This is a genomic window from Roseicella sp. DB1501, from assembly GCF_013112485.1.
Taxonomy (GTDB): domain Bacteria; phylum Pseudomonadota; class Alphaproteobacteria; order Acetobacterales; family Acetobacteraceae; genus Paracraurococcus.
In genome coordinates this window covers 438,970-451,150 of the sequence record NZ_JABFHG010000001.1, presented here as the reverse complement: position 1 = coordinate 451,150, position 12,181 = coordinate 438,970, and the positions used below count along the sequence as shown (strand labels likewise).

General features: G+C 72.5%; 11 protein-coding genes and 1 tRNA gene. 4 read left to right on the top strand and 8 right to left on the bottom strand.

What is annotated here, in order from left to right:
- Positions 1 to 29: 29 nt before the first annotated feature.
- The 8 genes from HJG45_RS02175 to HJG45_RS02140 all read right to left on the bottom strand — a co-directional run bounded on the left by HJG45_RS02175 (position 30) and on the right by HJG45_RS02140 (position 6,434).
- Positions 30 to 971, bottom strand: coding sequence for a 2-dehydropantoate 2-reductase (locus tag HJG45_RS02175; RefSeq protein ID WP_171610420.1), 942 nt, complete (start codon positions 969 to 971; stop codon positions 30 to 32).
- 22 nt (positions 972 to 993) lie between these two features.
- Positions 994 to 1,893 carry a lipid A biosynthesis lauroyl acyltransferase gene (locus HJG45_RS02170; RefSeq protein ID WP_171610419.1) on the bottom strand — a complete coding sequence of 300 codons (900 nt, stop codon included), beginning with the start codon at positions 1,891 to 1,893 and terminating at the stop codon, positions 994 to 996.
- Between the two features lie 37 nt (positions 1,894 to 1,930).
- Positions 1,931 to 2,953 (bottom strand): zinc-binding dehydrogenase, encoded by a 1,023-nt coding sequence (locus HJG45_RS02165; RefSeq protein ID WP_171610418.1) that lies wholly within the window; start codon positions 2,951 to 2,953, stop codon positions 1,931 to 1,933.
- Positions 2,954 to 2,961: 8 nt separating this feature from the next.
- Positions 2,962 to 4,269 carry a beta-ketoacyl synthase N-terminal-like domain-containing protein gene (locus HJG45_RS02160; RefSeq protein ID WP_171610417.1) on the bottom strand — a complete coding sequence of 436 codons (1,308 nt, stop codon included), beginning with the start codon at positions 4,267 to 4,269 and terminating at the stop codon, positions 2,962 to 2,964.
- Positions 4,266 to 5,405, bottom strand: a complete 1,140-nt coding sequence (locus tag HJG45_RS02155) for a beta-ketoacyl-ACP synthase (RefSeq protein WP_171610416.1) — start codon at positions 5,403 to 5,405, stop codon at positions 4,266 to 4,268. Before HJG45_RS02155 ends, HJG45_RS02160 begins: the two co-directional genes overlap by 4 nt.
- Positions 5,406 to 5,441: 36 nt before the next feature.
- Positions 5,442 to 5,903 carry a beta-hydroxyacyl-ACP dehydratase gene (locus HJG45_RS02150; RefSeq protein ID WP_171610415.1) on the bottom strand — a complete coding sequence of 154 codons (462 nt, stop codon included), beginning with the start codon at positions 5,901 to 5,903 and terminating at the stop codon, positions 5,442 to 5,444.
- Between the two features lie 9 nt (positions 5,904 to 5,912).
- Positions 5,913 to 6,200 carry an acyl carrier protein gene (locus tag HJG45_RS02145; RefSeq protein WP_171610414.1) on the bottom strand — a complete coding sequence of 96 codons (288 nt, stop codon included), beginning with the start codon at positions 6,198 to 6,200 and terminating at the stop codon, positions 5,913 to 5,915.
- Positions 6,201 to 6,350: 150 nt separating this feature from the next.
- Positions 6,351 to 6,434: transfer RNA gene (locus HJG45_RS02140), tRNA-Leu, on the bottom strand.
- 1,049 nt (positions 6,435 to 7,483) lie between these two features.
- Between HJG45_RS02140 and HJG45_RS02135 the strand changes: the two genes are divergently transcribed.
- The 4 genes from HJG45_RS02135 (at position 7,484) to HJG45_RS02120 (ending at position 12,181) form a co-directional block, all read left to right on the top strand.
- A complete protein-coding gene (locus tag HJG45_RS02135; protein ID WP_171610413.1) occupies positions 7,484 to 7,702 on the top strand; it encodes a hypothetical protein in 219 nt (72 codons plus the stop codon).
- 284 nt (positions 7,703 to 7,986) lie between these two features.
- On the top strand, positions 7,987 to 8,706 hold the full coding sequence (gene otsB, locus HJG45_RS02130; protein WP_254452223.1) for a trehalose-phosphatase: 720 nt from the start codon (positions 7,987 to 7,989) through the stop codon (positions 8,704 to 8,706).
- Entirely contained in the window at positions 8,703 to 10,049 is a 1,347-nt protein-coding gene (locus HJG45_RS02125) for a trehalose-6-phosphate synthase (protein ID WP_171610411.1), read from the top strand. The genes otsB and HJG45_RS02125 overlap by 4 nt, the downstream gene beginning before the upstream one ends.
- A 164-nt stretch (positions 10,050 to 10,213) precedes the next feature.
- Positions 10,214 to 12,181 (top strand): AI-2E family transporter, encoded by a 1,968-nt coding sequence (locus tag HJG45_RS02120; RefSeq protein ID WP_171610410.1) that lies wholly within the window; start codon positions 10,214 to 10,216, stop codon positions 12,179 to 12,181.

The window sequence follows — 12,181 nt, the reverse complement described above, 5'->3', positions numbered from 1 at the left end:
CGGCCCGGCGAACCTGCCACGTCCGGCGGTCAGCCGCCCGGCAGCCGCCCGGCATCGCGCCGCTGCTCATAGGCCTTGGCGTGCAGATAGGCGGCCTCGTGCAGCTCGTGCGGCACGCCGGCCGCGCGCGCGGCCTCGAGCAGGAAGCCGAGGATGTGGTCGGCCTCGATCCGCCCGCCCGCTTCCAGGTCGCGCAGCATCGAGGTGGCGTAGCTGCCCTTCGGATCGGCGAAAAGGGCGCGGAACTCCGCCATGAAGGCCTCGGGCATCAGGTGCCCGTTGGCGGCGGCGATGGCGGCGTTGCGCTCCAGCATCCGGTGCATGACGCCGACGCCGCCCGGCGCCCGCGCGATCTCGCCGGTATTGGCCCGCAGTAGCACCGTGCCGATGGCGCTGGTGCCGAGATGCACCAGCTTCTCCCACATGCGCTGCAGGATGTCCGGCACCGCGCTCGCGACCATGCCCTCGGCGCGCGCGGCCAGCGCCGCCAGCGCCTCGACCCGCGGGCTCATCCGCCCGTCCGTCTCGCCGAAGGTGAGCCAGCGCCAGTCGTTGAGCTGGCGCACCACCCCCTCGGCGGTGAGCGTCGCCTGGATCTTGGCGAGGCCGCCGAGCACCGCGCCGACGCCGAACTCGGCCTGCAGCCGCGCGACATGCGCGAGGCCATTCAGCACCGGCAGGATGGCGGTCTCCGGCCCGACCGAGGGGCGGATGGCGGCGATCGCCTCCTCCAGGTCATAGGCCTTGCAGGTGAGCAGCACGATGTCCCAGCCGGTGCCGCCCTCGCCGGGGGCATGGGTCGTGACCGGCAGCCGCGCCGCGCCGAAGGGGCTCTCGATCACCAGCCCCTCGCGCGCGAGCTGCTCGCGCCGCCGCGGCCGGACCAGATAGGCCGTCTCCGCCCCGGCCTGCTGCAGCCGCCCGCCGAAATAGCCGCCGAGCGCGCCGGCACCGAGCACCAGGATCCGCATCGCCTTTCTCCCTTCGATCGCCTTACCGCCAGCGGCGATGCATCCAGAGCCATTGCCCGGGATGCTCGCGCACCCAGCCCTCGACGATGCGGTTCAGCAGCGCCGTCGCCGCTTCGACATCCACCCGCCCGCGGGCGTCGCGCGGCAGCAGGATGGCCTCGGTCAGCTCCAGCCGGAAGCCGCCATCCGGCTCGCGGATCGCCCGCGCCCCGTGCACCGGGCAATCGAAGCGCCGGGCGAGATGCGCGACCAGCGGGTTGGCGGCCGCCGGCCGGCCGAAGAAGGGCACGCGCGGGCCGCGGCCGAAGCGCTGGTCGATCAGCATGCCGACATGCAGCCCCTCGTCCAGCGCCTCCATCATCCGGAGCGGCGCCTCGATCCCGGCCGGGATCAGCCGGCCCATGCTGCCGCTGCGCAGCGCCACGATGTCGCGGGCGACGAAGGGGTTGTTCGGCCTGCGGTAGAGCACCGCCGCCGGCAGGCCGTGCCGCGCCGCGGCGATCGCCGGCAGCTCCCAATTGGCGAGATGCGCGGCGAAGATCAGCGCCGGCTTGCCATCCTCGCGCAATTGCAGGAAGCGGGCGGCGACCTCCGGCGCGATGCGGATCCGCCCCGGCCGCGCCGCCTCCAGGTCGAAATCCCAGAGCCGGTCGAGATGCGGGTATTCCGCCGCGGTGCGGCCGAGATTGTCCCAGGCCTCGCGGGCGATCCGCGCATGCCCGGCCGGCGGCAGCTCGGGGAAGGCCTGGCGGATGTTGTCGAGCGCCGTGCGGTGCACCGGCAGCCAGGGGCCGATGCCGCGGGCGAGGGCGGCGCCGAACGCCGCCGAACGATCCGGGCCGAGGGCGCGCAGCAGGGCGAAGAGCCCGCGCACCAGCAGGGCGAGGGCGGCATCGGCCGCGCGGCGCAACCGGTTCCGCATGCTCAGGCGGCGCGCTGCGGCGGGATGGACATCGCCGCTACAGGGTGACGAGGATCTTGCCGAAGACCTGCCGGCTCTCCAGCCGCTGCAGCGCCCCGGCGAAGCCTTCGAGCGGCGCGACGGTGTCGAGCACCGGCCGCACCCCCGCGGCCATCCGCGCCAGCCCGTCGCCGATGCTGCGCATCGGGGCGCCGAAGCTGCCGATGATGCGGAGCTGCCGCTGGAAGAGCATCATCAGGTTGGTCTCGGCCGTGACGCCGCTGGTTGAGCCGCAGGTCACCAGCCGCCCGCCCATGCGCAGCGAAAGCAGCGAGCCGGCCCAGGTGGTGGCGCCGACATGCTCGAAGACGACGTCGACGCCGCGCTTCTTCGTCACCTTGCGGGCCACCGCCTCGAAGCGGTCGGTCGCGTAATTCACCACATGGTCGGCGCCGAGCGCCCGGGCGCGGTCGCATTTCTCGTCCGACCCCGCGGTCGCGATCACCGTGCAGCCGATCGCCTTGGCGATCCGCAGCGCGGCCGTGCCGATGCCCGATCCCGCCGCCTGGATCAGGATGGTCTCGCCGGGCTCGAGCCGGGCATTGTCGAAGAGCATGTGCTCGACGGTCGAGAAGGTGATGCCGGCGCAGGCGGCGTCCTCCGTGGCGACCTCCTCCGGCACCGGCAGCAGCAGCCGCGCCTCCTGGTTCACCAGCTCCTGCGCGAAACCGTCGAGGTGGAAGCCCTTCACCCCCCGGACATTCTCGCAGAGATTGTCGCGGCCCTCGCGGCAGGCGCGGCAGGTCCCGCAGGTGAGGGCGCCATAGGGCACGGCGCGCTGGCCGATCCGCCAGCCCTCGACGCCCGCGCCGAGCGCCACCACCTCGCCGACCGCCTCGGCGCCGACGGTCAGCGGCAGTTGGCGCCTGGCGAAGGCCATGCCGCGCCAGCCCCAGACATCGATATGGTTGAGCGCGACCGCGCGCATGCGCAGCCGCACCTCGCTCGGGCCGGGTGGCGGCGGCTCGGGGCGCTCGACCAGCCGCGTGTCGCGGTCGCCGAAGAGCTGCAGGGCGCGCATGCCGGCTCCTATGCCTGGGGCGCCGCGCCGAGGACGAGGCAGACATTCTGCCCGCCGAAGCCGAAGCTGTTCGACAGCACGTGCCGCACCGCCGCCGGCCGGGCCTCGTTCGGCACGACATCGAGCGGGATGGCCGGGTCCGGCGTCTCGTGGTTGATCGTCGGCGGCAGCATCCCGTCGCGGATGGCCAGCAGGCTGAACACCGCCTCGATGGCGCCCGCCGCCGAGAGGGTATGGCCGATCATCGACTTGTTGGAGGAGATCGGCGGGCAGGCCTCGCCGAAGACGGCGCGCATGCCGAGCGTCTCCATCTTGTCGTTCTCCGGCGTGCCGGTGCCATGCGCGTTGACGTAGTCGATGGCGGCGGGCTCCAGCCCGGCATCGGCGATCGCCGCCCGCATGGCGCCGATGATGGCGCCGCCATCGGGGTTGCTGCGGGTGCGGTGGAAGCTGTCCGCCCGCTCGCCGCAGCCGAGCACCAGGCCGAGCACCGTCGCGCCGCGCGCCATGGCGCCCTCCAGGCTCTCCAGCACCAGGGCGGCCGCGCCCTCGCTCATCACGAAGCCTTCGCGGTTCTTCTCGAAGGGGCGAGAGGCGCGCTCCGGCTCCTCGTTGCGGGTGGAGAGGGCCGAGAGCAGGGAGAAGCGGATCAGCGCCTCCGGCTGCACGCTGCCCTCGGCGCCGATGCAGAGCGCCGCCGGCGCCTCGCCGCGCTGGATCGCCTCGACGCCGAGCTGGATGGCGGAGGCGCCGGTGGCGCAGGCGGTAGTAATCTCGACCGGCGCGCCGGTGGTGCCGAAGCGGGCGGCGAGCCGCTCGCCGACGCCGCCGAACAGGCATTGCTCGAAAAGCGCCTCCTGCCCCGTCGCCGCGGCGGCGAGCGCCGGGTAGCGCAGCGGGCCCGGCTCCCGGTCCAGGGCCTGGCGGGCGAGGGCGATCCGGTGCGGCCATTCCACCTCGACCGGCGGCATGCCGAGGCAGAGCGGCCCCGGGAAGCGCTCCTCGCCGGCGAGGCCGGCGGCGGCAATCGCCTCGGCAGCGGCCAGCCCGGCCATGCGTTCGACCCGCGCCGGCGAGGTCAGGACCTCGCCCGTCGCACCCTCGGGCAGCGTCACCTGGCCGGCGATGGTGGTCTTCAGATGCGCGGTCGGGAAGCGGGTGATGCGGCGGATGCCGGAGCGGCCGGCGAGCAGCGCGGCCCAGCTCTCGGCGACACCGAGGCCGAGCGGCGTCACCAGGCCGATGCCGGTGACGGCGACGCGGTGGCGACCGCGATGGTCACGCAGGGATGCGGGCGGCGGGGCGGTCTCGGTCATGCGACGGGCTCCAGCAGGGCCAGCGCCTCGCCGCGCCAGACGCCGAAGCCGGTGACCAGCGCCTGCGGGGCGTCGCCGGCGGCGAGGGCCAGGGCGGCGAGGGCCAGGTTGGCCGGGAAGGCGGCCTCGACCGCATGGCCGATGAGGTCGGCGCTGTGGACGACCTGGCCCGGCGCCGGGCCGGCGGCGCGCAGCCCGGCGAGGAAGCGCCGCTCGGCGGCGGTCGGCAGGGCGGCGCCGCTCGCCCCCGAGATCACGGCATGGCCCGGCCGGAGCGGCAGGCTCTGGGCCAGCGCGGCGGCCGAGGCCTCGGCGCTGTCCTCGCCCTGGCGCCGCGCCGCGCCGCTCCGCACCGCGCCGAGCCGGGCGAGGCCGGCGGCGCCGCGCGCCCGGGCATGATTCTCGGTCTCGAGCACGAGGAAGGCCGCGGCGCTGCCGGTGACGAGACCGCCCCCTTCGGCGCGCTCCGCCAGCGGCGCCCAGCCGCCTTGCCGCAGCTCGCCCGAGGCGGCGTAGAGCAGCAGCATGTCCCAGCGCCCGGCGACATAGGCGCCGCCGACAAGGGCGATGCCGCCGCGCCCCTCGGCGAGCCGCGCCGCGGCGATGCGCACTGCATCCGCCGCCGCCGCCTCCTCGCCCATGAAGGTGCGGGAGGAGCCGGTCACCCCATGCACGATGGAGATGTTGCCGGCCAGCAGGTTGGAGAGCTGGGCCAGGAAGAGGGTGGGCCGCAGGCCGGAGGCGAGCATCGCATTCAGTCGCTGCCCGGCCTCCTCCGCCGGCAGGCGCGCGATCTCGGCGCAAACCGCCTCGTCGAGCGCGGTGTCGCGCTCGCCGCCGCCGGCGGCGACGAGAAGATGCATATCGGCGACGAGCGCCCGCGCCCCGGCCTGGTCGATGGCGAGGCCCGCGGCATAGGTGCCGAGGCGCTGCCACGGCTCCATCTGGCGCTGGTCGCCCCGCTTCGGGATCTGCCGGTCGAGTTCGAGCGGCGGCAGCGGATGGATCGGGTAGGGGGCGAAGCCCTCGGCATCGACCACCGGCGCGCGGCCGGCGAGGGCGGCGCGGTGGATCTCCGGCCCCTCGCCGAGCGAGGAGACGAGGCCGATGCCGGTGATCCAGATGCTCTCGGTCATGCGGTGCTCGCTCGGGTCATGCCTGGACGGCCGTGGTCAGGCCCGCGCTGCGGCGCCGAGCCCGATGCGCTCCGCCTGGGCGCGCATGGTGGCCTCGAGCTCAGCCGCCGGGAAGGGCAGGATGCGGAGCGTCAGCTCGGCATCGCAGATCCGCTGCCCGTCCCGGGTGACGCCGGCGCGGGTGACCGCGTAGCCCGAGCCGTCATGCTCGATGCGCGCCGTGACCTCGAGCCGCGTCCCGGGCGGGACGAAGCTGCGGAACTTCGCCTCCTTCACCGAGGCGAGGAAGGGCATGCGGGCGAAGCCCAGGCGGTGCAGCAGCAGGTAGCCCGAGGCCTGGGCCATGGTCTCCACCAGCAGCACGCCGGGGACGAGCGGATGGCCGGGGAAATGCCCCTCGAAGACCGGGCTGGCGTCCGGCACCAGCGCCTCGGCCCGGATGCCGTCAGGATCGACCGCGAGCACGCGGTCGATCATCTGGAAGTATTCGAGGCGCACGGCCTGGCGTCAGCCGCCCGCCGCCTTCGCCGCCACCAGCTCCTCGATGCGGGTCGCGAGGTTCTTCATGACGAAATACTGCTCGGCGGGCGCCTGGCCGGAATTCACCTCCTGCGTCCAGGCCTCGACCGGCACCTTGATGCCGAAGGCCTTGTCGATGGCGAAGACGGTGTCGAGGAAGTCCAGGCTGTCGATGCCCAGGTCCTCGATCACATGGCTGTCCGGCGTGATCGTCTCGCGGGGGACGTCGGACGTCTCCGCGATGATGTCGGCGATGCGCTCGAACGCCGAGGCCATTGCGTTTCTCCAGACTGGGCTGTGCAGGGAGCGGGTCTTTCGCCCGAACCGCCCGGCTTGTCCAGCAGCCCGGCGGGCCGCCCGCGGACGCGGTCCGGGGCGGCGCCGAGAGGTGGGCAGCGGGCCGGGCGAGGCGGGGAAGGGCGGGAGTAGGGGTGGCCGGACTCGAACCGGCAAGACCTTGCGGTCGGGGCATTTTGAGTGCCCTGCGTCAACCAATTCCGCCACACCCCCGCGGCGCGGACCTGGATAGGGCCCGCTCGCCGGCAAGGCAAGGATGCAGGCGCGGCGGCGCCGCCCGGGGATCCCCGGGCGGCGCCACGTTGCTCACAAGCAATAGATGGTGGGCCTCCCTGGACTCGAACCAGGACGCCTCTGAGGCCCGCGACACTCATACCACTTCGGCTTTCGCCGCCCCGTTGCCGGGTTCGTGGTCTGGACTGTCCCTTCACCCTGCCACTCACGTGGTGTCAGGTGCCGCCCGTCCAGTCTCTACACCTTCCCATTTCTGGGCTTGGCTCGGGATCAACAGTGAAGTCTTCCCCGACTTTGAGCGGTTCTACTCCTGATGTTTCCACCAGGGCACCCAGTACTTATCCTAGGGTCGCGGTCGTCTACCATTTCCGACAGAGGCCCGATGGCCGCTTGTTAACCGAACTCATTAATGTCGTGCAAGCTTTAATTCAGGAATTCGACCTGGCAAGTCCGTGATCTGTGCCGTGGAGCGAAACAGGCCCCCCGACCAAGCCGCATCGTCCCACTCGGCCAGCGGCTTCAGAACAGCGAATTGCATGAAAAAACTTGCTATTCGGTTGCTGAGCTGTCGCGTGAGGACCACCTGAGCGAGAATCGCGCCGGCTGTCTGTCGCTTATGGCGAACGCTTGCGATTCATTTGCTCGGTCTGCGGTAGGGCGCAGATAGCGTTGAAGTTAGAATATTATCGAGTCCGATATCATACATTCGCCGGGGAGGGACCAGATGCGGGCGGGGGGGTCGGCAGCGGGCGGGGTCCGATGCGGCAGCGCGGCGAAGGGCCAAGACCTCGCCGGCGCCGGTGAAGTCCTGGCGTGGCACCGTCCTGGACACTGGTGGCGCCGCGTCGCATGGCACCCCCCCGCCAAGGCAGTCTTCGGACCCGCGGCGAGGGCGCGCCGTAGCGACCGCCTCCCACGCGTGGCTCCCTTTTTCGTGTGCAAGCCTCACGAGAGCGTGTATTAGAGGATTGTACCGTCCTTCGGGCGGGCGCTTTTGCAATGCTTTTTGGGCTGAAGGGACTCCGCCGATGCGGGACGCTTCCCGGCAACAGGCGCGCGCCGAGCAGCGTGCGCTGATCCTCGCCGTCGCCTGGATGCTCGTGGTGCAACTCGCCTGCGTCGCGCTCTGGGATGCCGGCTGGCTGGCGCGTCAGGCGGCCCTGGTCCATTGGCTTGTCGTCGGCGTCCTGCCGCCCGCCTTTGCCCTCTGGGGCATGCGGCACAGTGATGCGGAAACCGCCCGCTAGAGCGTGATCGCTTGAGGTGGACTCCCCGAAAAGCGTGAAGCACGCAATCGAACAACGCCCTGGACCATGATCCGCGACCCTGTGTGAGCGGATCATGGTCCAGGGCATCGTTTTCCGGGGATCGCCCCCTGATCGGGTCATCCGGCCCAAGGCCTTCCCAGCCACCAATTGCATGCCTCTTGCATGCCTCGCGCGTTCGCGACGCAACCGCTGCGCCCAAGCGGGCTTGTCCAGGAAGTATGGCTGGACCGTTCCTCCTGCCGCCGCCTCCAGGCATGCCCGGAATGGGCCCCATCGAGCGCGCGGCGCTATTCCTCGATTTCGACGGCACCCTGGTGGAGATCGCCGCCACCCCTGATGCCGTTCGCGTGGCCCCGCAGCTCCCCGGGCTCCTGCACCGCCTGACGGATGAGCTCTCGGGCGCCCTGGCGATCGTCAGCGGGCGCTCGCTGCGCGACCTCGACTTCTTCCTGCCCGTGCCGATCCCGATGGCCGGCGACCACGGCGCCTCCCTGCGCCCCGATCCCGCCGCCCCGGCGCTGCGTCCCGACCTGCCGCATCCGCCCGCCGCCTGGCGCAGCCGGGCCGTGGCGCTGGTCGAGCGCTATCCGGGGGCGCTGATCGAGGACAAGGAGCACGGCTTCGTCCTGCACTACCGCCAGGCGCCGGCGATGGGCCCGGAGGCCGAGGCGCTGCTCGCCTCCTTCGTCGCCGAGGATCCCGGCGCCTTCGACCTGCTGGAGGCGCGGATGGCCTGGGAGATCCGGCCACGCGGCGCCTCGAAGGGCACGGCGGTGAACGCCCTCATGGGCCGGCCGCCCTTCCAGGGCCGCGTTCCGGTCTTCATCGGCGACGACGTCACCGACGAGGAAGGGATGGAGGTCGCCCGGCGCTTCGGCGGCTACGGCTTCAAGCTGCAGGACGCCTTCGGAAGCCCCGCCGCCCTGCGCGATTGGCTGGCGCGGGCGGTGGCTCCGCCGGGACCGGCCGGGACCACGCCGTGAATCGGCTCGTGATCGTCGCCAACCGCGTTCCCAATCCGCGGGAGCGCGGTGCCACGGCGGGTGGTCTCGCCGTCGCGCTGAAGGATGCCCTGGCCAGGCGGGAGGCGCTCTGGTTCGGCTGGTCCGGCCAGACGGCCGATGTCACCGGGGCGGAGCCGCACGAATACCGCACCGGGCGCCTTACCTATGCGACGCTCGATCTCGGACGCGAGGATTACCGCCGCTACTACCAGGGCTTCTCCAACGCCTCGCTCTGGCCGACCCTGCACTACCGGCTCGGCCTCGTGCAGTTCTCCCGCGACGACCATGCCGGCTACCGGCGGGTGAACGCCGCCTTCGCCGAGGCGCTGGCGCCGATGTTGCGCCCGGACGACACGATCTGGGCGCATGATTTCCACCTTTTCCCCTTCGGCGCCGAGCTGCGGCGGCTCGGCTGCCGGCAGCGGATCGGCTTCTTCCTGCACGTCCCCTTTCCGCCGGCGGCGCTGTTCTGCGCCCTGCCGCGGGCCGAGGAGCTGCTCGCCGACCTCGCCGCCTACGACGTCATCGGCGTGCAGAGCGAGGACGACGCGATCAACCTGCGCGGCGCGCTGGCCGCCATCGGGCGGGAGGAGGCGGTCTCCCGCGTCGCCGCCTTCCCGATCGGCATCGAGGCGGACTCCTTCACCGCCCTCGCCGAGAAAGCGATGGTCAAGCGCGAGACGGAGCGCTTCCACCAGAGCCTGGTCGGGCGTTCGCTGATCATCGGCGTCGACCGGCTCGACTACACCAAGGGCCTGCCGCAGCGCTTCTGCGGCTTCGGGCAGCTCCTCGCCCGCTTCGCGGAGCATCGGTCCAAGGTCACCTATCTGCAGGTCGCCCCGGTGTCGCGCGGCGATGTCGCGCAGTACCGGACCCTGCGCCGTGAACTCGATGAATGGGTCGGCCGCATCAATGGCCAGTATGCCGAGCCGGACTGGATGCCGCTGCGCTATATGACGCGGGCCGTGGCGCGGCCGGTGCTCGCCGGCTTCATGCGCCTCGCCCGCGTCGGCCTCGTCACGCCGCTCCGGGACGGCATGAACCTGGTGGCGAAGGAATACGTGGCGGCGCAGGACCCGGAGGATCCGGGCGTGCTGGTGCTCTCGCGCTTCGCCGGCGCGGTGGCCCAGCTTCCCGGCGCCCTGCTGGTCAACCCCCTCGATCCCGACGAGATCGCCGAGGCGCTCGACCAGGCGCTGGTCATGCCGCGCGGGGAGCGGCGGTCGCGCTGGGAGGACTGCATCGTCTCGGTGCGCCAGGACGGGGCGCAGGCTTGGTGCCACGACTTCCTCAGCCGGCTGGAAGGCGCCAACGACGCCTGACACCGCGCCGGGACGATAGCGGGTGCTGATCGGGTTCCTGCGGAAATCCTCCCGTCGATCGGCGTTTGCATCCTCCCGGCCGTCGGCACGTGCCTGCTTCCCGCCATCGCGGTGCGCCGCGCATGCGGGTCGGCACGGCATGGGTCGAGCAGGTGAGGAGCCGCATGCCGAACAGCCAACCGATCGAGGACGTCCCGCCGCGCCTGCCCGGCACCGAGCCGCCCGGCCTCCGCGCGCTGATGACGCTCGCCGTCGGCGTCGTCGTGGTGGCGGCGCTCTACCTCGCCCAGGAGGTGCTGATCCCGATCACCCTGGCGGTGCTGCTCTCCTTCGTGCTCGCGCCCCTGGTGGAGCTGCTGAGGCGGCTCTGGCTCGGCCGGGTGCTGGCAGTGCTGCTGGCGGTGCTGCTCGCCCTCGGCGCCATCCTGCTCGTCGGCGGGGTGATCGGCACCCAGGTCGCCTCGCTCGCCGCCGAGGCGCCCCGCTATGCCTTGACCATCGAGCGGAAGGTCGAGGCGGTGCGCGAGGCGACCGTCGGGCGCCTCAATGCCATCGCCGGCCGCTTCCTGCATTCCGAGGCGGTGGAGGAACCGGCGGCGGCACCGGGCCCGGCGCAGCCCGAGGCGCCGGCAGCCCCGCGGGCGGCGCCGGCGCAGCCGCAGCAACCCGGCTCGGGCACCACCACCTCGCCGCTCGACCTGGCGCAGCGCATCCTCGCCCCGGTCCTCGGCCCGCTCGGCACCACGGCGATCGTGCTCGTCGTCACCGTCTTCATGCTGCTGCAGCGGGAGGACCTGCGCGACCGCATCATCCGGCTGGTCGGCGCGACCGACCTGCACCGCACCACCACGGCGCTCAACGATGCGGCGCGGCGGCTCAGCCGCTACTTCTTGGCGCAGCTCGGCATCAACCTGCTGTTCGGCTGCATCATCGGCCTCGGCCTCTTCGCCATCGGCGTGCCCTCGCCGCTGCTCTGGGGCATCCTCGCGGCGTTGCTGCGCTTCGTCCCCTATATCGGCGCGCCCCTCGCCGGCGCCCTGCCGGTCGCCCTCGCCGCCGCCGTCGATCCCGGCTGGTCGCTGGCGCTGTGGACCGCGGTGCTGTTCCTGGTGACCGAGCCGCTGATGGGGCAGGTGGTCGAGCCGATGGTCTACGGTCACAGCACCGGCCTGTCGCCGATCGCGGTGATCATCGCCGCCATCTTCTGGAGCTGGCTCTGGGGACCGATCGGACTGATCCTCTCGACGCCGCTGACGCTCTGCCTCGTCGTGCTCGGCCGGCATGTCGAGCAGCTCGAATTCCTCGATGTCATGCTCGGCGACGAGCCGGCCCTGACCCCGGTGCAGAGCTTCTACCAGCGCCTGCTGGCCGGCGACCCGGACGAGGCGCTCGACCAAGCGGAGCTGATGCTGAAGGAGGCGCCGCTCTCGGCCTATTACGACGAGGTGGCGCTGCCGGGGCTGCAGCTCGCGGCGCGGGACGTCAATCGCGGCGTGCTGCCGCGCGAGCAGCTGCGGACGATCCGCGAGGCCATCCAGGGGCTGATCGAGGATCTCGAGGAGCATCCGGATATCGATCCGAAGGCGGTGAAGGCGGCGAAGGCCGCCAGGGCGGCCGGCCGGGGCGGCCAAGCGGCGCCGGAGCCGCCGGCGGCTGAGACTGCGCCTGCCGCCTGGCGGGAGGAGGCCTCGGTCCTCTGCATCGCCGGCCGCGGCCCGCTCGATGAGGCCGCCGCCGCGATGCTGGCCCAGCTCCTCCGCAAGCACGGCTTTGGCACCCGCGTCCTGTCCTACCAGACGGTTTCGCGCAGCCGCGTTCGGGCGCTCGAGACCTCGGGGGCGCGGATGGTCTGCCTCACCTATCTCGAGCTCGGCGGCAGCCCGGCGCATCTGCGCCACCTGTTGCGCCGGCTGCGGCAGCGGCTGCCGGACCGGCCGGTCCTGGTTGGACTCTGGCCGCCGGGTGAGGCGGTGCTGCAGGACCGGCCGATGCAGGCGGCGCTCGGCGCCGACCAGGTCGTCTCCTCGCTGCGCGCCGCGGTGCAGGGCTGCCTGCAGGCCGCGCGGCAAGCGGATGGACGCCAGCCGGACGGACGGCAGCCGGATGTCGCAAAGCCCGCCGCGCCGGCGTGA